The sequence below is a fragment of the Peribacillus sp. NPDC097224 genome (assembly GCF_044761985.1).
Taxonomy (GTDB): Bacteria; Bacillota; Bacilli; order Bacillales; family DSM-1321; genus Peribacillus.
In genome coordinates this window covers 64,945-89,115 of record NZ_JBIWDK010000006.1, presented here as the reverse complement: position 1 = coordinate 89,115, position 24,171 = coordinate 64,945, and the positions used below count along the sequence as shown (strand labels likewise).

The 24,171-nt window shown below is 37.4% G+C and carries 26 protein-coding genes and 1 other RNA gene; 15 read left to right on the top strand and 12 right to left on the bottom strand.

Annotated elements, in window-relative coordinates; all coding sequences use genetic code 11:
• Positions 1-79 precede the first annotated feature (79 nt).
• Positions 80-367, top strand: a complete 288-nt coding sequence (locus ACIQXR_RS13020) for a hypothetical protein (RefSeq protein WP_402872776.1) — start codon at positions 80-82, stop codon at positions 365-367.
• A gap of 708 nt (positions 368-1,075) precedes the next feature.
• Here ACIQXR_RS13020 and ACIQXR_RS13015 read toward each other — a convergent pair.
• Positions 1,076-1,486 carry a hypothetical protein gene (locus tag ACIQXR_RS13015; RefSeq protein WP_402959076.1) on the bottom strand — a complete coding sequence of 137 codons (411 nt, stop codon included), beginning with the start codon at positions 1,484-1,486 and terminating at the stop codon, positions 1,076-1,078.
• A 223-nt stretch (positions 1,487-1,709) separates the two neighbouring features.
• Here ACIQXR_RS13015 and ACIQXR_RS13010 point away from each other — a divergent pair, with 223 nt between their 5' ends.
• Positions 1,710-1,958 (top strand): hypothetical protein, encoded by a 249-nt coding sequence (locus tag ACIQXR_RS13010; protein ID WP_402872778.1) that lies wholly within the window; start codon positions 1,710-1,712, stop codon positions 1,956-1,958.
• 489 nt (positions 1,959-2,447) lie between these two features.
• On the opposite strand, the gene ACIQXR_RS13005 is transcribed toward ACIQXR_RS13010, so the two are convergent.
• Together ACIQXR_RS13005 and ACIQXR_RS13000 are read right to left on the bottom strand one after the other, a co-directional pair.
• Positions 2,448-2,693, bottom strand: a complete 246-nt coding sequence (locus tag ACIQXR_RS13005; RefSeq protein ID WP_403080132.1) for a hypothetical protein — start codon at positions 2,691-2,693, stop codon at positions 2,448-2,450.
• 418 nt (positions 2,694-3,111) lie between these two features.
• On the bottom strand, positions 3,112-4,185 hold the full coding sequence (locus ACIQXR_RS13000; RefSeq protein ID WP_403080131.1) for a DUF3900 domain-containing protein: 1,074 nt from the start codon (positions 4,183-4,185) through the stop codon (positions 3,112-3,114).
• Positions 4,186-4,642: 457 nt separating this feature from the next.
• Here ACIQXR_RS13000 and bcaP point away from each other — a divergent pair, with 457 nt between their 5' ends.
• Together bcaP and ACIQXR_RS12990 are read left to right on the top strand one after the other, a co-directional pair.
• Complete coding sequence (bcaP, locus tag ACIQXR_RS12995; protein WP_402989426.1) at positions 4,643-6,037, top strand: branched-chain amino acid transporter BcaP; 1,395 nt, start codon at positions 4,643-4,645, stop codon at positions 6,035-6,037.
• 173 nt (positions 6,038-6,210) lie between these two features.
• Complete coding sequence (locus tag ACIQXR_RS12990) at positions 6,211-7,506, top strand: protoglobin domain-containing protein (protein ID WP_402959497.1); 1,296 nt, start codon at positions 6,211-6,213, stop codon at positions 7,504-7,506.
• A 376-nt stretch (positions 7,507-7,882) separates the two neighbouring features.
• Here ACIQXR_RS12990 and tatA read toward each other — a convergent pair whose 3' ends face one another.
• Entirely contained in the window at positions 7,883-8,089 is a 207-nt protein-coding gene (tatA, locus tag ACIQXR_RS12985) for a twin-arginine translocase TatA/TatE family subunit (RefSeq protein WP_402872789.1), read from the bottom strand.
• A gap of 250 nt (positions 8,090-8,339) precedes the next feature.
• Here tatA and ACIQXR_RS12980 point away from each other — a divergent pair, with 250 nt between their 5' ends.
• From ACIQXR_RS12980 to ACIQXR_RS12965, 4 genes are all read left to right on the top strand, one after another.
• Positions 8,340-9,518: an iron-containing alcohol dehydrogenase gene (locus tag ACIQXR_RS12980; RefSeq protein ID WP_403080129.1), complete on the top strand. Its 1,179-nt coding sequence runs from the start codon at positions 8,340-8,342 to the stop codon at positions 9,516-9,518.
• A gap of 74 nt (positions 9,519-9,592) precedes the next feature.
• A non-coding RNA gene (gene ssrS / locus ACIQXR_RS12975) (6S RNA) lies at positions 9,593-9,780 on the top strand.
• 205 nt (positions 9,781-9,985) lie between these two features.
• Entirely contained in the window at positions 9,986-10,366 is a 381-nt protein-coding gene (locus ACIQXR_RS12970; RefSeq protein WP_403080127.1) for a hypothetical protein, read from the top strand.
• A gap of 66 nt (positions 10,367-10,432) precedes the next feature.
• Positions 10,433-11,050: an NAD(P)-dependent oxidoreductase gene (locus ACIQXR_RS12965; RefSeq protein ID WP_403080125.1), complete on the top strand. Its 618-nt coding sequence runs from the start codon at positions 10,433-10,435 to the stop codon at positions 11,048-11,050.
• Between the two features lie 25 nt (positions 11,051-11,075).
• On the opposite strand, the gene ACIQXR_RS12960 is transcribed toward ACIQXR_RS12965, so the two are convergent.
• A complete protein-coding gene (locus ACIQXR_RS12960) occupies positions 11,076-11,402 on the bottom strand; it encodes a YnfA family protein (RefSeq protein WP_402872798.1) in 327 nt (108 codons plus the stop codon).
• A gap of 232 nt (positions 11,403-11,634) precedes the next feature.
• Between ACIQXR_RS12960 and ACIQXR_RS12955 the strand changes: the two genes are divergently transcribed.
• Positions 11,635-12,591 carry a DMT family transporter gene (locus ACIQXR_RS12955; protein ID WP_402872801.1) on the top strand — a complete coding sequence of 319 codons (957 nt, stop codon included), beginning with the start codon at positions 11,635-11,637 and terminating at the stop codon, positions 12,589-12,591.
• Positions 12,592-12,629: 38 nt separating this feature from the next.
• Here ACIQXR_RS12955 and ACIQXR_RS12950 read toward each other — a convergent pair whose 3' ends face one another.
• A complete protein-coding gene (locus tag ACIQXR_RS12950) occupies positions 12,630-13,715 on the bottom strand; it encodes an MBL fold metallo-hydrolase (RefSeq protein ID WP_402872804.1) in 1,086 nt (361 codons plus the stop codon).
• A 243-nt stretch (positions 13,716-13,958) separates the two neighbouring features.
• On the opposite strand from ACIQXR_RS12950, the gene ACIQXR_RS12945 reads away from it, so the two are divergent.
• A complete protein-coding gene (locus ACIQXR_RS12945) occupies positions 13,959-14,687 on the top strand; it encodes a type II toxin-antitoxin system SpoIISA family toxin (protein ID WP_402873209.1) in 729 nt (242 codons plus the stop codon).
• 14 nt (positions 14,688-14,701) lie between these two features.
• Positions 14,702-14,881 carry a hypothetical protein gene (locus ACIQXR_RS12940; RefSeq protein WP_402872807.1) on the top strand — a complete coding sequence of 60 codons (180 nt, stop codon included), beginning with the start codon at positions 14,702-14,704 and terminating at the stop codon, positions 14,879-14,881.
• A 274-nt stretch (positions 14,882-15,155) separates the two neighbouring features.
• Here ACIQXR_RS12940 and ACIQXR_RS12935 read toward each other — a convergent pair whose 3' ends face one another.
• Entirely contained in the window at positions 15,156-16,100 is a 945-nt protein-coding gene (locus ACIQXR_RS12935) for a sensor domain-containing diguanylate cyclase (RefSeq protein ID WP_403080123.1), read from the bottom strand.
• A gap of 412 nt (positions 16,101-16,512) precedes the next feature.
• On the opposite strand from ACIQXR_RS12935, the gene ACIQXR_RS12930 reads away from it, so the two are divergent.
• Positions 16,513-19,080 (top strand): DEAD/DEAH box helicase, encoded by a 2,568-nt coding sequence (locus tag ACIQXR_RS12930; protein WP_402872812.1) that lies wholly within the window; start codon positions 16,513-16,515, stop codon positions 19,078-19,080.
• Positions 19,081-19,155: 75 nt separating this feature from the next.
• Here the strand turns inward: ACIQXR_RS12930 and ACIQXR_RS12925 are convergent, their stop codons facing one another.
• The 3 genes from ACIQXR_RS12925 to ACIQXR_RS12915 all read right to left on the bottom strand — a co-directional run bounded on the left by ACIQXR_RS12925 (position 19,156) and on the right by ACIQXR_RS12915 (position 20,535).
• A complete protein-coding gene (locus ACIQXR_RS12925; RefSeq protein WP_402873212.1) occupies positions 19,156-19,362 on the bottom strand; it encodes a YqaE/Pmp3 family membrane protein in 207 nt (68 codons plus the stop codon).
• A gap of 272 nt (positions 19,363-19,634) precedes the next feature.
• Entirely contained in the window at positions 19,635-19,958 is a 324-nt protein-coding gene (locus tag ACIQXR_RS12920) for a hypothetical protein (RefSeq protein ID WP_402959509.1), read from the bottom strand.
• A gap of 247 nt (positions 19,959-20,205) precedes the next feature.
• Positions 20,206-20,535, bottom strand: coding sequence for a four-helix bundle copper-binding protein (locus ACIQXR_RS12915; protein ID WP_402959511.1), 330 nt, complete (start codon positions 20,533-20,535; stop codon positions 20,206-20,208).
• Between the two features lie 210 nt (positions 20,536-20,745).
• Between ACIQXR_RS12915 and ACIQXR_RS12910 the strand changes: the two genes are divergently transcribed.
• Positions 20,746-21,120, top strand: coding sequence for a DUF948 domain-containing protein (locus ACIQXR_RS12910; RefSeq protein ID WP_402872818.1), 375 nt, complete (start codon positions 20,746-20,748; stop codon positions 21,118-21,120).
• A gap of 105 nt (positions 21,121-21,225) precedes the next feature.
• Positions 21,226-21,591 carry a DUF948 domain-containing protein gene (locus ACIQXR_RS12905; RefSeq protein WP_402872821.1) on the top strand — a complete coding sequence of 122 codons (366 nt, stop codon included), beginning with the start codon at positions 21,226-21,228 and terminating at the stop codon, positions 21,589-21,591.
• Between the two features lie 207 nt (positions 21,592-21,798).
• Here the strand turns inward: ACIQXR_RS12905 and ACIQXR_RS12900 are convergent, their stop codons facing one another.
• Together ACIQXR_RS12900 and ACIQXR_RS12895 are read right to left on the bottom strand one after the other, a co-directional pair.
• Complete coding sequence (locus ACIQXR_RS12900) at positions 21,799-21,990, bottom strand: DUF3934 family protein (RefSeq protein ID WP_402872824.1); 192 nt, start codon at positions 21,988-21,990, stop codon at positions 21,799-21,801.
• A gap of 220 nt (positions 21,991-22,210) precedes the next feature.
• Positions 22,211-23,539, bottom strand: a complete 1,329-nt coding sequence (locus ACIQXR_RS12895) for a polysaccharide biosynthesis protein (protein ID WP_403080121.1) — start codon at positions 23,537-23,539, stop codon at positions 22,211-22,213.
• A 214-nt stretch (positions 23,540-23,753) separates the two neighbouring features.
• Here ACIQXR_RS12895 and ACIQXR_RS12890 point away from each other — a divergent pair, with 214 nt between their 5' ends.
• Positions 23,754-24,020 (top strand): hypothetical protein, encoded by a 267-nt coding sequence (locus ACIQXR_RS12890; RefSeq protein WP_402992035.1) that lies wholly within the window; start codon positions 23,754-23,756, stop codon positions 24,018-24,020.
• The last annotated feature ends 151 nt before the right edge of the window (positions 24,021-24,171 follow it).

Sequence of the window (24,171 nt, the reverse complement as noted above, 5' to 3'; positions counted from 1 at the left end):
TAATGAGAATGATGTATTAGTAAACTGGTAGAAAAGCCATGTGTACGGGAGTAATAATATAATAGAAAAGGTGAGATAAGTGAAAGTTAATTTAAAGCATCCAGAAACGAATATGGTTAAAACAGTGAAAGTGGGTTTTAGCTGGACAGTATTTTTCTTTAGTTTTTTACCTCCTCTTTTTAGAGGAGATTGGAAATGGGGGATTATCATATTTTTAGCTGCATCTTTTACCTTCGGTTTTACTGGTCTTATATTCATGTTTATTTATAATAAAATTTATTTGAATGAGTTATTAGAAAAAGGATACGTAGCTGTGGATGATCTTTCTGAAACGATTTTAAAAGATAGAGGGTTTATTGCAAGTTAAGTAATGATATTCCTAGGATAAATTAAGTCACCATAGCGGTGGCTTTTTCTTATGCTAACAGTAATTTTCACTAGTTAGCCGGGGTTTTTCAAACTATTATTTATGATAGGTTCTACACCAGCGTGTCCCTATGAACCAAGAATAATTAGTTAATAAAATCGTATAATATCTTCCAAAATAGTCCTCGATAGAATACATAATAAAAATACAAGAGGTAATAAGATGTTTTATAGCATAGGGGTCTACACATCTAAGTTAAAATTTAGTAGATAATTAAATGTTCCATGGAGGAAACTGAATTAAAACTTACATTTCATACATATTTATCGATTCGAACGTACCCAACATTCATCCAGAATGATTACATTGGCAAGTCCAATTAACATATTTGTACAAACTATTTACTTGCATTTTACATACATAATAGTAGATAGATAATTAATAAGGTTTGGGGAGTAATAAATGAAATTCATTTTCAAACTTTTGAATAATATCGCTAAGTATCTACTAATATCATTCTTCTGGTGGCTAGTGATTATATATACATTAATAAAATAGGGGGGCGACAAGATGTTACATAGATAAGACGATGAAACGGATGTAATTTGATAGGAAGTTATAGTAGAAGAAAGGAAAAAATGAAAAAACGCGCTTTCAAGCGTGCACGTTTTCTCATTGTGGTGGAGATATATTCAGGCTTGTATCTTGTTATCTTTTTTTAGTCTGTTTCAAAATTCTTTTAATGAATAAGTATAAAAATGATAGAACAACGAAAATTAAGAAAAAGACGATGAAACCCCAGAGACCTATGGCAGCATCTTGAAATTCCATATTCCCTCTACTAGTTAACGCCTGTTGTATTTCAATTGCAAAAACCAATACTACCATGACGGTGAATGTATAAATGAAAGAGAGTATGGTAATGCCAAATCTTAGTCTTGAAATGATGTTAGATAAAACTAGTACAAAGATGAATATGATAATCCCAATAATGCCCATTATCCAAAAGTGTAGATCTTTATCCGTAGCATTTAAGTTTAGTGTATCACTTACAAATATCAGGATGAAATCATGAATGTTATTGATGATCTCGGTTAAAACCAGAATAATTTCCTTCAAATAGTGCACCTCCAATTTCTAAATTATAGCAGGTTGTAATTTCATAGAGAAGGAATAAGGATATAAAAAGGGTACATCAAACAGATTTTAATAGGATTACCAAATTCAATTTATTTTATCATTGCTTAAATAGAGGGAAGGTGTAATATCTTAAATATGGGCAGGACGAACCGTTTTGATATGTATATTTTATAAATAACAAGCAAGCTTTGGGGGAAGAAATATGAATCGTGAAAACCAACATATTTTAAATGTAATCGATTTTATAAAAACGGGACATAACACTTGTTTCGTGAAAGTGGTAGGATATGATGCGGATGCACAAGTGGAGTTTGAAGGGGAAATCAAGTTTGTTCGGGAGAGACCATTTGGAGATTTGATCCATCCAGAAAGGTCACAGCTAACGCCTTCCAGTAGAGAATTTGTTAGGGATAATTTGATTAATCGGTATAATAAAGGTGAATTTAACTGAGCAGAAAATATTGTGACCTTCTCATATTCAAGGATTTCACCTACGAGAGTGGTATAAAGCCATTCTTTATTTAGGGATTGTCTTGTACGCCTAAGAAACAGACATCAACACGTACTCTTGTCACCATTTCCCACTAATTATATAAGCAACTTGTCCACACACTCCGACAAGTACATGCATATAATTTAGTAAGGAGGAGATAGTTATGAGTTCAAATTGCTGCTTTGTGAAGAAATGCTATGAGGAGAATGACCCTTATTCAGTCTGGGTTCCAAAAAGACCTTGTTCTTGTAAAAAGAATAAAAAAAGTTGTTATTACTACTAATATCATTTCATCATTAGGTGAATGAATATTTTTTAGGGCAGTTCTTGGACTGCCTTTTTACTTGGATTAAAAAAGACTATTTTGTAAGATTTTTTGCGAAGGAGCTAAAATTTTGTAGTGAAGAAAAAAGCACCTTACCTACGGGTATTGTGCTTTTATTTGTATTATTTATCCTTTAATAATTGCCTGCTTTGAAGGATAATTTCCCTATTTTTATTGATGGCTTCCACATTATTTAATTTAATATGATCGTTAAGGTTTTCATGATCTTCCATATATTCAAGTAGTAATTCCACAGACTTATCCAGCAATTTCTCCATCTGGATATCCCTTTCTTGGGCTAAACGAGTGAGTCGCATGTTTAAATGAGAAGCCAGCGTAGTATCAATTGGATCTCTACTTTCACTCATTTATATTCCCCCTTAAACTTTATTACTTCTATTATATGTTGGTAAGCATTGGATGGCAATGCAAATTATTATTGGTCTCTTCTACAATCAAAGGGGGGAGTTAGCCTTGAATGGACAGTTATCAATCTCTGATAGTATAGTTTCCAAAGAAGGCCAATAGTCAGGTTGAAATCAAACCGTGGAGGATCCAAAAGATTCGTTTAAAATAGAAATTCTATAGATAAAAACCACTCTGCTTTTTTAGCGGAGTGGCTAGAATGATATTTTATAAAATGAAATCCTTTAAAATATAAGCCATAAATCCTTAATTTTTACTTTTTGTGATAACAATTGCGGTCGCAAAAATGCGAGAAATTATAGTTATATTCATACTGTTGGCGTTAGGAAACCAAAATTTCAAACTCTATATAAAATCCCCTCAATACTCTCCAACACTCTTCTTACTAATCCGCTCCACAATCTCCATCAAATCATCCGGTCTATGAAATTCAATCGGGGAAACACCTTTATCGAACTGAATCGTGTCGGCTTCTATCATTAATACATACTTCCCATTAATTTTGCCTAAATGAATGCTTTCCCCGAAATCGGCTAGAAGGCCTTTAACGGAGGTACTGCCTAGCTTCATTCGCAGTTCGGCCTCAGGTGTATGTTCGACGATTTGGGCGGTTGCTTCGACGACCTGGTGGGTTTCTAAGCGTTCCTGGATTTCTCGTTTTTCACTTGATTCCCAGATTTCGAGGTCTTGCTCGAATTTCTGCAGTTCGTCGCTGTTTTCTTCGAATTGTGCTGATACATGTTCATGGACCATATGGATGACCTGGTTTTTCATGATTTCTGGCATGGATTCCCCGTATTCTACGAACTTAAGGAAATCCTCGAAGTAGCGGGCATGTGAAGCCTGATGGATTTTCAGTTCACCTTCTTCGACAATTCCTTCTTCGGGCATGAAGGGGTACTGAATCGATTTCATATTTTTTGTGGTAATGGCCATTTCCACATGTCGAATTAATGTTCGTTCGTCGGAAATGGAAGCGACTTTTGGCTCGAAATCACATTTCAATAGAAAGATGAAAGGTTCATCAAGATATTGCGTCAACTTAGCCGAAGCAATAAGGAAAACCCCGCCACGTACAGCACTTGTATCTATATAAGATTGGGCAAAAAGTTCATTTTCCTTTTGAAACTCTTCTTTTGATCGTGCATATCGGACTCGATTGAATGCATTGTAATTTGGGTTTGAGTCGAGCGCATGACCTTCTTCTACTATAAATGAACCGATTTTCGTCGGAATTTGTTCAGTTTTAGGATGACGGTCCACTTTTCGTTTGGAGATTTTCATCAATTCACCATCTAGAAAATCCTTTAAAGGACTATCTTCATATTCCTGGGTATCAAGTGTTTGAAAGTGTTTAAAACGTTTGTCCGCCTGATCGCCTTTTCCTTCGACTTGTATTAAATAAAAAGACAGATAGGTAATCGCAAAATCCATGAAAGTCACCTACTCCATTATATATATTTCCTCTTTTAAGACTTAATAAGTATAGAGATGCCAGTCTCATCCGTCAATATTAATCTAGTCACCTTGAACATGGTATTAGGACATTATGCTCCGAAGGTGAGCCCTGTAATGAAGTAAATTTATATACATATTACTAGTGAAAGTTGCCTTATAATTAAGAAATATCAAATGTCTAATATTTTGTGAGTATATTAATAGTGTATATAAATCTTGTAAGCTTTAATGAAAATAAGGATAGTATTCTTTAAAAATTATACTATTACAATAATAAAACCATTGACGGGTAAAAGGGTAATGCGTATAATTTGAAAGTCTGATAATTCAGGATTTGTTGAGTTTTGTCGAAATTTATCTTAACTAAACAATATTTTTAGCCATTCTATTATTTACTTATTGAATGTTTTTTATTTTTTATGGAGGAGAAAAGATGAACATTTTTAGAAAGAAGTCCATCGAGGACTTATTGAACACAGGTTCCAATAACAATGGTTTGAAGAGGGAGCTAGGTGCTTGGGATTTAACGATGCTAGGTATAGGCGCCATTATTGGGACAGGCATTTTTGTATTGACGGGTACTGGAGCGGTCCACGCCGGGCCTGCACTATCCCTTTCATTTGTCATTGCAGGTCTAGCTTGTTTATTTGCCGCTCTTTCATATGCTGAATTTGCATCCTCCGTTCCAGTTTCGGGTTCGACTTACACTTATGCTTACGCAACACTTGGTGAATTCGCTGCTTGGATTATCGGGTGGGACCTAATTCTTGAATATCTCTTGGCAGTTAGCGCGGTATCCGCCGGTTGGTCTGGTTATTTCCAATCGTTCTTACATGGAATCGGGATTAACTTACCAGAAGGGATTACTGCAGCACCTGGTTCTATTGAAGGCACCACAACGTATATGAACCTTCCGGCATTTTTAATCGTCATAGCAATCACGTTATTAATTTCCCGAGGTACCAAAGAAACCAAACGAGTGAATAACATCATGGTCATCATTAAATTGATTGTTGTAGCATTGTTCATCATTTCATCTATTTTCTATGTGAAGCCAGAGAATTGGCAACCATTTATGCCATTTGGAATAAGTGGTGTGTTTTCAACTGCCGCATTGATGTTCTTTGCGTTTATCGGATTCGATGCAGTAGCTTCCGCAGCTGAAGAAACGAAAAATCCCGGAAAAAACTTACCCCGAGGAATCATTGGTTCATTGATCATCTGTGTTGCTTTATATATGGTTGTTAGTTTAATCATGACTGGTGTGGTACCGTATGCACAATTCGGAACTGCGTTGGATCATCCAATTTCTTTGGTTTTACAAGTTGTAGGACAAAATTGGATTGCAGGATTCATTGATGTTGGAGCCTTTATTGGAATGACGACGGTCATCCTGGTTATGTTATTTGGACAATCCCGTATCATGTTTGCGATGTCTCGTGACGGTTTAATGCCGAAGCCATTATCTAAACTGCACAAGAAATATAAAACACCCTATGCCGTTACTTGGATGTTCGGAATCATTGCCGCGTTGCTTGGTGCATTTATTCCATTGAGTGATTTAGCTGAGTTGGTCAATATAGGAACACTAACGGCGTTTACTATGATATCCGCTGCAGTCATCGTATTACGAAAAATCAAACCAGATTTGAAACGTGCTTTTTATTGCCCATGGGTGCCTCTCGTACCAGGATTAGCAATCGTTTTCTGTGTGTTTCTGATGTTCCAATTAGGGAGCCATACATGGATTCGTTTCTTGATTTGGATGGTCCTCGGTATTATCGTGTACTTTGTATATTCACGAAAACACTCCAATCTGAATCAATAAATCGTAAAAACACTCTTACGGAGTGTTTTTTTTAGGGCAATACCAAAAATAGTCCTAAAGTAATGTGAAAATATGTTCAAAAATGAGGAAATTTTCATCAAAATAGCTTAATATTAACATAGAATATGACTTACTATCATAAATCGAAAGCAGATATCCGGAGGCAAGTCTTAATGAAAATCATATGGAAAAATAACCTTACCAATGATATTGATTATATGAAGTATAAGGATCAAGTTGGTATACAAATTAAAAACCATTCAGGTGTGTTAACCCAAATAGACATGATTCATTTAACTACAAAGGATCTCTGTGTTATTCGTTCATTACAGGACGATGTGAAGGAACATATTATTAAAATTGTAGACAATTTCTACAGAAACTTAGAAAAGGAACCCTCTTTAATGCAGGTGATTAATAAGCACAGTTCTGTTGATCGGTTGAAGACGACGTTACACCATCATATGTTTGAAATGTTTAGTGGTTGTATCGATGATGAATATATTAAACAGCGTTATATCATTGCACATGTCCATGTAAGGATTGGCTTGCAGCCAAAATGGTATCTGAGTGCATTTCAGGATTTGCTTCAGTCAATCATTCTCCAAGTGATGACTCATATCAAGGACATAGAACTATACCAGGACACGATTTTGGCTGTCACAAAAATCATGAATTTAGAACAACAAATCGTTCTAGAAGCATATGATCTTGAAAATGAGAGAATTCGCCAACAAATCCAGGGTGATAAGGAAATGATTAAACAACAAGTCAATCGGAATGCAGAAGAATTGTCTGCCATCAGTCAACAGACTAGTTCCGCCACTCAATTAATGGCGGATAAAGTAATGGATATCCAAGTTGTTACCCAAAAGGGATCCGATACCGCCATCAGGACAGAAGAGCAATCCAAAGAAGGGGTTGAACTTTTAAAGGGGCTCGAAAAAAGGATGGTTAAAACCCAAGAGCAAATAATTATTATCTCAAAGGATATGGAGCAGCTATCCAATACATCCAAGGAAATTGAAAGAATTGTATCAATCATTACTTCAATCGCAGAACAGACGAATCTTTTAGCTTTGAATGCAGCAATTGAGGCAGCTAGAGCAGGTGAACATGGTAAAGGCTTTGCGGTGGTGGCTGGTGAGGTTAGAAAGCTATCGGAAAACACGAAAAAGTCCGTTACTGAAGTGGCAAAATTGGTAAACGGAATAGGGGACTTTACAAATGTGATGAATACATCCATTGCTGTCGTGAGTGATGAAATTATTCAAGGTACGCAACAAGGAAAGGAAACTGGATTATTTTTTACTGATATTGCGGAGGCCATGCTGTCTGTCAAAGAGCAAAACATTAAAGTCGCCAAAGAAATGAACGAGCTTAACGAAATATTCGATGGAATCAGTAAAGCGTTCGATCAAGTGGCGGTATCCTCTGAGGAATTAACAACAATGACAATGAATTTATAAGATCATGATAGAAAAGATACGGAATCTGCTAGATTCATTCCTTTTTGACCAATAGCGTGTAAAAGGGAGGGAGTGAATCATGAAATGTATACCCCTCTAAAACGCTTTTTTAGAAAAGTATTCTTAATTCCTTCTTTTTTTGGGAATGAGTGAGTATAGGTGCTACCTAGTAAGGGGACTAAATTAAGAATAGAAAAGTCTCAAACATTAACTTGTAATAATTTCAGATTAATGTTATATTAATAAAGCGATGAGCTAATTTGTGTAAGCCGTAGAACATGCTTTTAGCTAAACGTCGGGATGTGGCCTGACGGTTTTGCGCCACAAACGCATCAAGACGCCTGCTGCGTGCAGGCGTCTTTTTCTATGCATTTTTCTATTTAATGGACTCTTTTTTAGCAGCTTGTACGTCTTCTTTGAAATCGGCTTGTATATCATCGGTGATCCCTTTTGTGGCATCCTTGAACTCACGAAGCGAAGTGCCGACAGCACGTCCAATTTGAGGAAGTTTACTTGGGCCAAAGACCATTAAAGCTAAAAGAAGGATTATAATTAAACCAGGTATTCCAATATTTGAAAACATAGATAGTCACCCCTAAAAATATTGATATCTAATATTATAGACTTCACACCGTCAATTGCAAAGGTTAATTACTATTAATTGTAAGCCTTGTTTGCTTATAATCTAAACATATTGCCTCCATATTATTCTCTGCTTGCAAGCTAAATTGTTTGATTGTTCGATTCCCTCATCATAACTTTACCTTCCTACCATATTTTGTGTTACCATTAAATTACATGATGGATAAAAATATTGGATTGGAGGTGTTTATGTGTCCAGTACACTTATTTTTACCCCGCTCAGTTATGTGGGCTGGGGGTCATTGAAACAACTTATTCCTCAAGTGAAGAGGTATGACATCTCCAGTATTCTGATCATCACGGACCCGGTGCTTATAAAAATAGGGGTGACGAATAAGATTACTCTCCCATTGGAAGAAGCAGGGTATCAAGTTCAATTATATACAGAAGTGATTCCTGAACCCCCTTTAGAATCAGGAGAAAAACTGGTTAGCTATATAAAGGAGCATCCATTCGATCTTATCATTGGTCTAGGTGGTGGCAGTGCTCTGGATTTAGCGAAACTGGCTGCGGTTCTTGCTGTTCATGAAGGATCTGTGGCAGATTACCTGAACCTAACGGGAACACGGAAGATTACTGCAAAAGGGATTCCCAAAATATTAATCCCAACCACAGCGGGAACGGGTTCTGAAGTAACCAATATTGCCGTGCTTTCTCTTGGAAACACCAAGGATGTTGTGACCCATGACTTTTTATTGGCGGACGCTGCCATAGTGGATCCAGAACTGACCGTATCCGTGCCACCACATATAACAGCTGCAACAGGTATCGATGCCCTAACTCATGCAGTAGAAGCTTATGTTTCCGTCAATAGCAGCCCTACGACTGAAGCCTTATCATTACACGCTGTCAGGCTCATTAGCAAATCTCTTCGTACTGCCGTTCATGATGGGCAAAATCAACAAGCAAGGACAGACATGAGCCAGGGAAGTTATATGGCCGGCCTTGCCTTTTTTAATGCTGGCGTAGCGGGAGTACATGCACTTGCCTATCCACTAGGTGGCCAATTTCACCTATCACATGGTGACTCCAATGCCGTCCTGCTTCCGTATGTTATGGGCTATATTAGAAAAAGTTGTACGAAAAAGATGGCTGACTTATTAAATGCCATGGGTGGAAGCTCAGTTTATTTATCCGAAGAAGAGGCATCCCTTAGATGTGTTGAAGAAATTAAAAGATTGGTGCAAGATATAGGGATCCCAACTACATTAGGTGATTTCGATATTCCTAAAAATGCAATAGACAAGCTGGTGGAAGATGGAGAAAAGCAAAAAAGGCTTTTAGCGAGAAGCCCCTTGCCACTTGGAAAAGAAGATATTCTAACCATCTATCAATCCGCCTTTAATGGCCGTATTACTGAACCTTTATAAAATTTATTGCATGAAATGTAGTGGATGGAAATTTTTGACCTTGCAACTTAAGATAACATTAGGTATTATAAATACATAAGCTGCGTTGTTCGTAATGATAATTAAGTTTTAACCTTTAAGCTGTAATAGGGAGTTTTATATCAAGGTTGGAATGTTATGCCTCGTCACTGACTTGGAAAACAGGAAAATTTTTGCAAACACCCACTTTGAGGAGTGGTGGTTTAAAACTTTCTTACTGAAATACGGCAATGGCGGCTTTATAACTTTTACAATTTGAGGCCAGTCCCTTATGGGGGCTGGTCTTTTGTATTTGTACCATTTAATTGGGCGAAGGTTAATAAACAGAGGCAATGTTATATAATAAAAGATTTTAGAGGCGTTATTATAGGGCAGTATTCAAAGAGTTAATTTCTATGTAAAATCTCATAAATGCTTTAAGTAACTCTTTTTTCCTACATAATTCAAAAGTGCTTTTATATAAAGCGATAGTTGGAGGTAAACTTGCGGATCGTTTTGGTTCAAAAGTCGTACTCGTCTCCTTTTTAATCCTGGGGTTCCAGACACTCACGATGTTGAGCTTTAAACCAAGCATGTTCATGCTTTATTTGCTCCTAGCCATAGCAGGGGGAACGACAACAGGTACACAAATCATTACGAATGCCTATGTATCACAGTATTACCCATATGAAATTGTCCCTTCAGGTCAACTTCTTGGCCTTTGCCATTCCTTGTATTATCGCAGCGATAGCGATATGGTTCATACAAGAAAAATTCAGCAATGCAGCACTAAGTTCAGTAAAGAAAGTAAGTTAACAGAGTATTGTATGATTAGTATCACTTTAGAGTAAAACGTAATGATAAAATATCCGGTCAGTGTTATGATTAACTCTATCATTTCATTTGGAGGATAAAACATGAACATAATCGTATTTGGGGCTTCAGGTAAAACAGGAAAATTGGTTGTGGAGCAAGCACTAAATTTACAGCACGAAGTAACAGCCTTTGTAAGGAACCCAACTAAGCTGCAATTGAATCATCCGAACTTGCATATCATTCAAGGGGATGCTCTAGAAGAAGAGGCGGTACAAAAGGCCATATCGGGCAAAGATGTGGTCATATCATGCCTAGGCTCAAGCAGTGGGTTGGGAAAGACGACCGTTCTACATGAAATGACGCAGAATATTGTCAATGGAATGAAAGTCAACAATGTTTCAAGAATCATTTATATGGCGTCAGCGGGTATTGAAAAAGAAATCCCAGGATTAATTGGGAAGTTGACAATGAAGATGTTGGGGAATGTATTGGAAGATCATCGTAATGCAGTGGATGTTATTAAAGCAAACAATTTGACATGGACCGTGGCAAGACCGATGGGGTTATCTGATAATCCGCCTACTGGTTCGTATCGGGAAGAGCATCAAGGTGTACCAAAAGGAAGCCGTAGCATTTCCCGTGCAGATGTTGCCGATTTCATAACACGAGCACTCACGGATGATAAATATTTAAATCAATCTGTTGCTTTAGGAAACTAAAGGGGTTAATAGCCCTTTAGTTTTTTTAGTTTCTTGGTGCCCATAGGATGATGGATGCCCCGATTACACAAATGATAGCGCCAATCCAATCATATAAATCAGGTGTTTTCTTATCTATTCCCCATCCCCATAAAACCGATAATACGATAAAAACGCCACCATATGCTGCATATACACGTCCAAAAGTAGGGAATGTTTGAAATGTGGCAATTATGCCATATAAAATAAGTGCAATTCCTCCGGCCAATCCAAAATAAATGGATTTTCCTTCTCGTAGCCACATCCAGATAAGATATCCGCCACCAATCTCGGCCAGACCAGCCATAAGAAATATAAGGATGGTCACAATCATATGTATCCCTCACTTTCCTCATTGAATTCTATCATAACTTGTATAACGTTGGCAGACTTTGCTACCTATGTTTTAGGAGCATCAACTCCATCTCCTTTTCTTCGATCCATGGGTCATTCACTGAATTCTACCCAATGAATATTCAAATGAATTATTATTGGATTGCATTTCAAGTACAAAGGGTACTAGAACTAAAACGGAATCATAGTATCCTAGTTAAGGAGATGCAACCATGAAAACCAAATCATATGCTTATATGCTAGCCATATTGCATGCCAGCATTGTTGGCTTATCCTTTTTGTTTACAAAGATGGCAATCGCCGAATCGAACCCACTTGATACGTTGGCGTTCCGTTTCAGCATTTCTTTCGCCGTTATATTAGTTCTGGTCGCACTAAAAGTAATTAAGGTGAGCTATACAATTGAGTCAATCAAAAAACTGCTTCCATTATCATTAATGTTTCCCACCCTTTTCTTTGTCTTTCAAACTTTCGGACTTAAATATTCCCAATCCACGGATGCCGGAATCTTATCGGCTATCACCCCAATCATTACAGTCATCATTGCGGGATACTTTCTAAAGGAAAGAACCTCTCTTTATCAAAACATCTCTATTGTTTTATCGGTAGTAGGGGTCATTTTCATTTTCCTTATGAAAGGAAGTACGATGAATGCCTCTGATTTGCTCGGTATGGGATTAATCCTTCTATCTTGTTTAGCGACAGCAGGATATACGACGATGACACGGTCCTTGGCAAAGGAATATACGCCTGGTGAAATGTCCTTTTTCATGATGGGAACAGGTTTCATCCTTTTTAACCTGGCTGCAATCATATCTCATATGAGCAAGGGAACGATGCCGGAATTCATTTCACCATGGTCAAGTATGGAATTTGTCGGTTCTATCTTATATTTAGGAATCTTGGCTTCGTTGGTCACGTCGATGCTTTCGAACACGATATTATCAAAAATCAAGGCTTCTCAAATGAGTGTCTTTGCAAATCTATCGACAGTGGTGACCATTATTGCAGGAGCACTCTTTCTTAATGAAAAAATTACGATTTTCGATATAGTGGGTTCAGGTTTAATTATCCTGGGCGTGTTCGGTACCAACTATTTTGGGGAGAGGAAAGATCACCCTATTAAAATGAAACTTCATTTTGATGAGAAAGAGCATAGTGTAAAATGAAAAAATCAGCTTATCCTCAATAAAGGGATAAGCTGATTTTATTTCCACCATATTGTGTCAGGGAATTCCATTCCGCCAATGTGAACAGGCTCGCCGATTTTTGGGGTGGCTACTTGTACGGTTTTTTCCTTGGCAGCTTTTGTCACCCTTTCAATGGGTTCTGTCCAATCATGAAGAGATAAAGTGAAGCCTGCCCAATGAATGGGAATCATTAGTTTTCCTTTTACGTCGATAGTTGCTTGGACCGTTTCTTCAGGCATCATATGAATGGTAGACCATCGTTCATCATACTGTCCGCATTCCATTAATGTAAGATCGAAGGGACCGTATTTTTCGCCGATTTCTCTAAAATGTGTGCCGTACCCGCTATCACCGCTGAAAAAGACCTTATCTTCTTTTCCGTATATCACCCATGAACACCAAAGTGTAGAATTTCTATCATTTAAACTTCTCCCGGAAAAGTGTCTTGCTGGCGTACAAACTAAATGGAGTCCGTCGTAGAATACTTCATCCCACCAGTTGTGTTCCTGTATCTTTTCCTTCGATACACCCCACTTCACCAAATGGTCTCCTACCCCTAGGGGAACAATGAATTGACCGACCTTATCTTTTAATTTCTTTATGGAATAGTAATCTAAATGATCATAGTGGTCATGCGAGAGAATGACAGCATCAATCGGTGGAAGGTTTTCCAAATCGATTGGCAAGTCACCGCTAAATCTCTTGTTTCCAAACACCGGAAAAGGAGTAGGGGCTTTACCAAACATTGGATCCACCAATAAAGTTTTACCGTCCAACTCAAGCATGAAGGCTGAATGTCCATACCAGGTGATTTTATTGGCGTCTTTGTATGATCGGACCGTCGAATCAATCAAAATGGGAACGGCAGGTCGTCTGTTTGGATTTCCTTTCATATACTCCCGAAGTATGGAGCCAGTATGTTTAAGGCTCATCATCTGACTCGCAGGAATTTGATTGATGAATTGCCCATTCTTAAAATTTTCTTTCGTACTGAAGTTTTTGATTCTTTTCTTTGATGCACGTCTTCCTAGTGGAGGATAAAGACTTATAAAAAGTATCCCGGTTAATAGGATGGACATGAAAATTCTTAACGTTTTCAGCATATATGTTCCTCCTGAATATTTAGGGATTTATTCTGAACTAATCATAACATAAAAATTGGTAATCACTCACTGAAGTGGTTCTGAATGAAACGCGTGAGGGTCGCTGTTCAAGTGCAAATGTAAACAGCAATCCTCACTTATACTTTCTCTTTGCTTGCAGGAAAAAGAGGGAGACATCCTGAATATAATTTATATAAGAATTATAGAAGCTGAAAAAAGGGTAGGAGGATAAAAACAGTGTTGATGTTTTTCAGAGTCTTTGTATGGGCCGTATTTATTGCATTATTAGTTTATGTGGTTTTATCCTGGAGGTATAAAGATAAAATCAGCATGAAAATAGAAGCCATTCGAAAAACATGGTATGTCATTTTCATATTGGGGGCTTTAATATACTGGAGTTTTTATCCGACGAGCATTTTTGATGAGTGGAAGAATTTCCTCATTGTCGCCGTTCTGTTTGTGCTGATAGATATGTTCGTATTTTTGAGCATGTATATATCAAAAATTGGCGATAATGAGCTCTCCTATGCAACTAAAGCGGTTGCGGAAAGCGATAAGTTATTATCGGATAATCGGGAAAAGGTCAAAAATATGTTTTACCTTTTGAAAAAAGAAGGGATTCCGGAGTTTTATCAGACGAATGAGGAATACCTGGCCTACTTGCATATCATGCTTCAGGCTTATGCAGCCAAGGAAGGGATGAATGTCAAAATTATTCCTTTTAAAACGGAACAAGACAAGAACTTGATGTTAAAAGCTTACCCGACCTTGTCTGGAAGTACGATCCGTGCTACATTGGAAAGAGAAGATACGTATTACAATGATGAAGAGAAAATGGCGCTTCAGCCCGTTAATGTTTTGACATTTCCTTATATTTTAGAGATAAGATCGGAAAGCTTCGTGTCAGAAGTGGATTGTTTATTAATAGCATTATTGATCATGATGTTTGATATGGTCATAAAACAAAATTAAGGGGAGTTGGTTAAATGAGCATTTATGATAAAGCTGGAAGCAATGTTTCCGTCGCTGTAATTAAACCCCAGGTCAAAATTCCCGATGTGGCTTTAAGTCCACATACAAAAAAGGTGATGAAACAAAATGAACGTGTTATCCTGAACCATAAAGAAAAGACAACACGTTTGAACAAATTGAGGGATGTCCTCTAGAAAGAAGGAGGCTTGGGATTGATGATATTTTAAGGGCACCTGCATATACTATTTTATAATGATAAATAGGAAGGGTCCTTTAGATATGAACAAAAAACCTGTGAGAGTAGACATCCCAGCCCCTTCAGCATCGCCATCCGAAAACAGGATACATAAAAAAAATGCTGAATTGTTGAATGTTTTACGTAAGTTGAAAACGAAACGTTGGTTTTTTATACGGTAATTCAAAAAAGTGTGGATGATTACAATCATCCACACTTTTTTGAATTACGAATCAAGTAGGATAATATTCAATATGTTTTTTGCCTTCTTTAGCAACATACATAGAATGGTCCGCTTTTTTCAGTAACGTAACCATGTCGTCCCCATGGACCGGGTAAACGCTTATCCCCATACTTGCAGAAATCAAATGTTCTTTCCCACCGACTTGAATAGGCATGGAAGATAATTGTTTTAAAAGGAGTTCGGCTGTCTGTTTTGTGCTTTTTATTCTATCCTCAGTGCGTAATAAAATAACAAATTCATCCCCACCAATTCGAGCGACATAACTATTGTCAGGTGAAGATTTCAAAAGACACTCCGCGGTCCTTTTAATGACACTATCTCCAAAATCATGACCAAAAGTATCATTGAAATATTTAAAATTGTCGAGATCGATATAAAGGAGGGACATTTCGTTATAAATTTCATCCTTATTATATTCAAAATAGTTATAAATGTAGTTACGGTTATAGAGACCAGTCAAAGAATCCCTGATTATTCCATTCTCGATGTTGACCGTTTGACTGATCAGCGATGCCAAGGAGCTAAGTAGCACTACATCATACTCTTTAAATTCATAAGGTTTAATATCGAATGCACATAATGTTCCGATGATTTTATCCTCATTTTTAATAGGAGCACCCATGTAGCATCCATTTTTAATCCTATCCAATATGGGGTGATTACATGTCAGGGTACTATTTTTTATATCGTTAATAACTACGGGTTCCATTTTATTCTCGACGACCAGGTTACAAAGAACTTCATTAAAGGGTATGGTATCGCCGGTCTTGATTAGATTTGCTTTCCGATTGAAGGACTTGACGATAAAACTTTGGGATTGATCGAAAACCGTGAGCACGAATGTATTGACTTTAATCGTATGCGCTAGTAATTCTAAGACTTCGTTAGCGATGGAATCAAAATTCTTGTAGTAATTAATGTCGTGGTGAATCATTTTCTGAATCCCCTTTCCATAAGTCAGGTTGTTTGATGGGTTCTATATGGGTGATTTATCATGGGTTGAATCTATTTATATAAATGACGGTATGTTCGTCGCGTTAGCTCATTGCTAATTCGAGGTTACTACGAAAAATGGATACAGTTTTGCTTGAAATTTGTTAGTATTAGTTTAAACCATCATTATAAATGTAGAAGTTACATAGCTTATTGTAGACAGAGTCACCATTTACTGTACATGTAATGGAAGTAATACCATTAATCTATCATACATGTCATATTTTATCACTATTTGCATCATAGCACTTCCTTTGTGCTTTCTCACAGTTCCGATAAAATGGCTTATCGTGCTGATTTTAAAAAAAATTTTGGAAAGGATAATAAATAAGAAGATTCAAAAGGGGATTATCATGGGAAAATTAGAAAATATACACCCACTTTCAATTGAACAGACAAAGCAAAAATTACTCCAAGATATCGACCGCTATGTAGAAAATAAAGATGTAATGCCGACCTTTGAAACATACCTTTCAGATCGGATGTCTTATATCGAACAGATTTGGATGAATGTTTGGTTAAATAAAGCGTCCAATGACGTTCCGAGAAAAGAAAAGAAAGTATTTTTAAAAGGCAGGGGATTCGTTACAGAAGGGACAGATCATAAGCATATCAACCATTTGTTTCGAAATGAGTTAAGGACGTATCACCCTTTTGATACAATATCCTGGCTGGAGGAGACCTTTTCCGAAAACGATCAAGATTGGGAACAGAGATATGTGAACGCAAGGGAAGTCTTCTTTAAAAGGCAAGAGGAACAAAAGCTAGCACATAAGCGATGGCTGGTACAGGAAAAGCTTGAAAATGAAGCGTACACTTTTTTAGAAAATAACTCTCTGCTAGTTTATTTACATGTCCGTTATTATATATCAGGCAAAATTGCCACTGATCTTCTTAATAAGCCGAAATTTCAGTCTGTAGAACCGTATCTACTTGAAGAACGGTTGATTGAGGAGGGATCATTCGAATCTACCGATTACCTTATGGTGACTGATTTCTTCGATGAACTGACGGGGGATATTCATTCTACTTTTGATTGGGGTAAAAGTCGTTACGAGTATGAAAATTATTTCTATCGTTATGAACGGTTGGTATTAGACTTTATCTTTGAATATATACCTAAAAAGGTTCTTGAGAACTTGACTACAGAAGTGTTGAACGATTATTCAGAAACCTTAGGGGATATCGTCACCCCGGAGATCCTTAAAGAGTTACTTCAAGAGGATTTGACAGATTTGTCACAGGCTTGTTTCGACGAACTTCAAGAAGAATACCTATCTGACTTACTGAAGCTTGCCCAGATTCCCTTTGATGAATCTGTTCATCAAGAGATTTTTGAAAGGGACGAGGCAACCAGGGAACGAAAAAAAGCAGAAGCGCTGGCAGAAGCTGCTCGAAAGAAGGAAGAAGAGAAAAGAATCCTTGACGACATTTTTGGAAAGGCCTATACACCATCATTAGGACTAAAGGTCAAATACATTTTACACATTGGAGACACGAATACAGGAAAGACACACCAGGCCCTGGAGAAAATGAAAAAGGCCGAGAGCGGATTGTATCTTGCACCACTTAGGCTTCTTGCTCTGGAAGTGTTTGATAAGCTGAATGCAGACGGTGTGCTTTGCTCATTAAAAACGGGAGAAGAAGAAAAGCTGGTAAATGGGGCACAGCATATCTCTTGTACGGTTGAGATGTTTCATGAGAAGGACTACTATGATGTAATTGTCATTGATGAAGCTCAAATGATAGCGGACAAGGACCGTGGATTTTCTTGGTATAGAGCGATTACGAAAGCAAATGCAAAAGAAGTACACATTATAGGAAGTAGAAATATTCAAAAGATGTTGCTGAATTTACTTGATGAAACGGATTTGGAGATTTATGAATATAGTCGGGAAATACCGTTAGAAATAGAACCGAAAGAATTCGAATTGAAAAATACCAAGAAAGGGGACGCCCTTATTTGCTTTTCAAGAAGGCAAGTACTCGAAACGGCCTCACGTGTGCAAGCTAGTGGGCATAGGGTCAGCATGATTTATGGGAGTATGCCACCAGAAAACAGAAAAAGGCAAATTGAGCTTTTTAATCGGGGGGAGACATCCGTCGTTGTTTCAACTGACGCAATTGGGATGGGATTGAATTTACCGATTCGCCGCATCGTTTTTCTTGAAAATGAGAAATTTGACGGGACGAGAAGAAGAAGGCTGACTTCTCAAGAAGTAAAACAGATAGCAGGGCGTGCTGGAAGAAAAGGGATTTATGATACGGGTAAAGTAGCATTTACGGGCGACATAAAAATCATGAGGAAATTACTTGAACAGGTAGATGAGCCGGTTCAAACCTTTACGATTGCCCCGACCTCTGCGGTATTTGAACGGTTTCAGAAGTACTACAGGAATTTAGGGACATTCTTTGAGTTATGGGAAAAGTTCACTCCGCCAAATGGAACAAAAAAAGCATCACTTTCGGAAGAGCGGGAGCTTTATGAACTGATCCGTGAGACTGAAATCGAAGCTCGTTTTTCATTAATGGACCTATATGGTTTCCTGCATTTACCTTTTTCGGCAAAAGAACCTCGCCTTATTCGCCAATGGCTAGAAACCATAGAAGCAATTGCTGAGAGTAGCGAACTTCCCGATCCCTTTATAAGGACTAGGAACTTAGAGGAGTTGGAACTATCTTATAAAGCAATAGGTCTTCATCTTTTGTTTCTATATAGGATGGGTAAGAGAACCGAGGCTGTCTATTGGGAACGGGTGCGGGAAGAAATCAGTAATGGCGTTCATGATCAGTTGAAAGATGAAATAATCAATTATCAGAAAAAGTGTAAGCGCTGTGGAAAACAGCTTCCAGATACCTCGCGTTTTCAAATATGTGACGCTTGTTATCATAATGGCCATAGAAAAAATCGAAAATATTAAGGAAATAATAAAGAAAAACCCCGGATATGGTACACCTTTACATGGTGGCAGATATACGGGGTTTTTGAGTTGAATTCATTTTTTTCGATTGGACTTTGCAATCAAGGCAGCTTGATGCTTCATTCGATTATCCGCTTTTTTGTCATGAACAACCAAAATGGCATGAATTAGGCCTGGAACGTAGAAAAATAAGGTGAGAATCAAGTTAAGCAAGGCTTGAATTGGTTTACCGGCCAATAAGACGGCTAGAGGAGGAAAAAGAATGGCGATTAAATATAGAATATTGATCACTCTCCAAAATTAAAAGTAGATACCCCTAATATAACACTTAACCTATTTCGGTGCTATGAATGGGGTTGGGAATTTTCTATAGAGGTCCCACTGTCGCGTAAAGCCTTCGAATGAAAGTTCTTGATATGATTAGGGAATTGCCTGGGAAATGGGAAACCAAGATATTTGACCCATTAGAAAAAGATATGGACAACATATCCATAGGATAGGGATATATGAAACAGAGCCACTTGCGTTACTAGTTATTTCAATGAAGTGAGCAATCAGCCTCCATTCACTTTATTACGTATCTGTTCAAGGATTAATTCCAACTCTTCAACAGGAAGCTCTGCAAGGGAACTTTTAATTTTTTCTTCAACCCGTTTTCGGTCAAGCTCGCGGTATTGATCCCACCATTCCCTCAAACCATCCGTATTTTCCAATAAGTACTCGATGTCAATTTCTTCTTGCTCGTCGTCGGATAAATACCTCATGACGGCTCCTAATAATCGATTGAGTCGAGTTACCTCGTTTTCTTTCTCTTTCTTATCTATAGTTGATACTTTTTTCCCCTTATCGTTCTCACCGGAAACTTTTTGATTTGCCATGCACATTACCCTCCTGTTTTAAGACTAGTATTCCTAAAATAGCCAAGTTTAATAACTTTGAGGATGGAGGGATGCAAAGTATGAGAATTCAAGTGAAATGCCAACCAATAATTTTAGCATGAACCTCGGTAGAATATATTATTTGATCTTTCAACTCAAAGTATAGTTTAAATAAATTAACATCAATCATTAGGAAGAAAAAAACAAAATTATAAAGGGATAGAGCACCCTATCCCTTTATATGAAGTTATGCTGCAAGTTTCCTGCATTCTTCTGCACACGTTAAGCAAGCCTGGGCACATTTCTGACAATGTTCATGATCATGCTTTTTACATTCATTCCCGCAACTTTCACAAATCTTAGCACAGGTAGCTGCCAATTCAGAAACGAATGGTGTATTTCTTCCTAATGCTTGTTCCAAGTATGAACACATATCCGCGCATTCTCGATCCAAGCGGATGCACTCGGCCATCATCTTTACGTTCTCTTCTTTTAAGCAAGCATCAAAACAATGGTTGCATGCAGTCATGCATTCGTGCAAAGTTTGAATGACTGACTGATAATTTTCGTGTGACATAAGTAAGTTCCTCCTTAATGGTTATCTCATATTGTCTACATCTATTTCCTTAATAACAATTTTCAAAACATGAATAGCCAAACAGATAAAGTACAGACATAGTCGAACATAGCAAAAAATCCAGGTTGAGAAGAACAGGGCAAGCAAAATCTTTTAACGGAATGAATAGGGAAGCTAGTGCATAAATTTAAAGAAAAGGAGGTTGCTTGCATGTATATTAAATTAAGCGTGGCTAGTGTTTCCGGAGCTGTCGTCTATTTGATTTATAATTTAAACAAGACGCTTCGAAAAGGAATGGGTACGCTTGAGGAAACCAATAAAACCCTAGAAGAGGTAAGAAAGGCGGTTCATGGGTTAACAGATGAATCCAAACAATTAATCCATACCGCGAACCAAATTACCGTTGATGTAAAAGGGAAAATGAGTAATGTAGATCCGTTATTGGAATCGGCCCAAGATGTTGGCGAAATGATTCATAACGTCACCAGTACCATCAAAGAAGGAAGCAGGACCGATTCAGAAATTCCTTCAAATCCGACTGCTCCTAATAACCAGCCAGAGGGAGTACACATCAAAATCAAATAAAAGATTTCATATTAGGACCATGCACCCCGAGAATTACTAACATATACATCTAAACTACGGCAATATGCATGTAATGAATTTTTTGAGTTTAAGGGGGATTTTTTCATGGTTATGGAATATAGCGTCGCAGCAATCGCATTGGCTTTCATTTGGTTGGTTGTTTTCTTGATTGGTACATTACAAAAAGTGATGGTGACGTTAGGGGAGGCAAATAAAACATTGATTGATGTGAGAGGAGCGATACAGGACCTTTCATCCGAATCAAAACAACTTATTCATACAGCGAACGATATCACTGTGGATGTGAAAGGGAAGATCAAAACAGTGGAACCATTATTCGACTCGGCCCAAGACGTCGGGGAAGCCATTCATTCAGTGACGGATACGGTTAAAAAAGCTACAAATACCTATAATACAAAGCTTTCACCCAAAAAAAGCAATCCTACTAAACCCAAAAGTAATATTAGATAGCACAAAATCTTCTTCTTATTCTTTCTACATACATCTCATTTACCTCATAGAACAAAAAAGACACTTCCAAATTGGGTAGTGTCTTTCCTTTATTAATCTCATTATTTAATTGTCCAATCTTCTTCTATGGATTTAATTGAATGAATAACCCGTATTAGAATCTGAGACAAGAAAGTTTATTTGTAGCCACTCGATTAAGTGGATTAATTATTTCTCGCTTTTACTACTCGAATCGTTACCATTGGCTTTGGAATCATTGCCATGTTTGACGCCCTTACTTACGTACGGCTTGGCACTCTTTTTCTTATTGGCTCCCGTTTTCCAACGATTCCAACCCTTCTTGCCCGTACCTGTTCCTGTTCCCTTACCTGTTCCACTCTTAGCTTTAGCCTTGCTCATGAAATCACTCCATTAATAGTCTATGCTTAGTTTAAACCACATTGCTTGATTAATACCCAAGTATGTTGAAATATACATCAAATAGCGACATAAGTACAGGAAAAGGGACAAATATTTTTCAAAATCCTTATAGATCAGTTTCTGGAAATAGGTTACGTGTACAAGCATTAAGCAAGATGGTTGGGATTTTGAATGACCAAATTGTCCAAACAATCCATTATTAATAAACGTTTTGTTTGGATTTCGTCAACCAGAGGCTTATCCCGATTTTTTTACAGATGGTTAAGTAATGCATTAATGTAATTAAAACAGCACCTGTATTCATACCCAAGATAACGCCTTCCATATTAAGGACAGCTTGAGATCCAAGAATATACATTAGGGTAAAGGAAACAATATGAGCCCACACGGTATGGATGAATGCATCTTTGACGAGACCTAATCCAATGAGGTAGGCTTGCATCGGTATGATGAAAAAGTGGAAAAGGAAATAAGGACAAAGCATTTTCAAATAAAGAGAAGCTGTTGTGGAAGAAAAGAAGAGTGCTGTCAGAGGTTCCGCAAATAAATAGATAATGAGTACGGCTGGGACTCCATACATAACCGTAAACCACATTGATTTTTGTAACAGGACTCTAAGCTTTTCTTTATCCTGATTTTTGTGAGCTTCCGATACAGTCGGAATAAGCATGATCATTAGAGAATGAGCAATAAATGCCGGAAAGAAACCTATAGTCATCGCGACACCCGTTAACATCCCAAAGTGCTCGGTTGCAAGAACGGCACCAAACCCTGCTGAAAGAAGCGCAGCATGAATAAGAAAGGGTTGAATGGCATTAGTGATTGCATGAAAGATTCTAAGTCCCATAGTTGGGAGGGATACCTCCAAAAGCTTTTGTCGGGCATGTTTACCTGTGGTCCTTAAATTCGTACCACGGCCCATGATCCGAACTTGAAGGATCAGTATGCTGATCAAGTATAAGAATACAAGAAATTCACTTCCTACCAATACGAAAAAGGCCATTAGCAAAGACTTTTCCTGGTTAAATTGAAACAAGTTAAAGATGACGAGCAACAGGCCGAACTGAAAAATCTTCTTTAAAAAGTTTGAGATTGCAATTTTGTTCATTTGTTGTACACCCATAAAATAACCTCTTGCAATCGAGGAAAATGCGACGATAGGTATCAAACCGATCAGCATCCATTTTATATATGGGTGAAACCCGTCCATTATTGAAGAAAATGAAAGGATAAAAGGAAGGATGATACACATGATCAGCACGACCACAGTTGCCAATTTGAAGGCATGAAGCAGTAAATTATAATGTAATGCAGGTTTGTTTTCAGCGACAAACTTGGCAATCGAAACATGCAATTCAAAACTGGCAATTACATATATCAGAAAGAATACAGGCAAAATGGACATGTAAAGCCCCATGCCTTCCTCTTGTAGTTCCCTGGCGAGAATCATGTTTACAAAAAACTCGATACATTCACCAAAAAACGCTGCGACTATCAAGATGAGCGTTCCTTTATAAAAAGATTGCATGCTGTCACACTCCTCAAAAGGTGTTTGTATAAATATATGAGACAGGCACCGGAATATTCATATTGAAGGATGACATGACATGGCATGCTATCCATACAGTTCAAAATGACAGCATGTAGCCATGGTGATGATAAAGTGTGTAAAAGTAACTATGTTATGTCCTTTGTAATCTAACTAATATTTTGCTATCCTGTATTCAGAGGAGATGTTAAAAATGAAATTTTCAGCGATTGACCATTCGAACCTAGACGAATTATGTATTGCATTTGAAAGCTGTTTGACCCAAAATCATATTTCATTCAAATATGTTGACATGACTGAAGAAAATGGAATTATCTCGTTCATATTCTGTAACAATCCCGAGTATGCCCGATCTGTTGAATTGGACGGAAAACAGTTTATCGGTTTAGAAACGGATTACATAGCAAATGAAATATTGGTGCCTATTTTACCTAGATTAAAAGAATTCTCACAAGAATGAACTCCTCTAAATTGAGGAGTTTTTATTTTGATCCGTTTTCTTATATAAGCAATCAGGCAAGAAAATTTTAATTACTCTAGTTCAAAAGAAGGGTAAAGTTAATGCTTATTGAATATATGTAATAGGATGGGTATTACCTGCTCTTTCATTA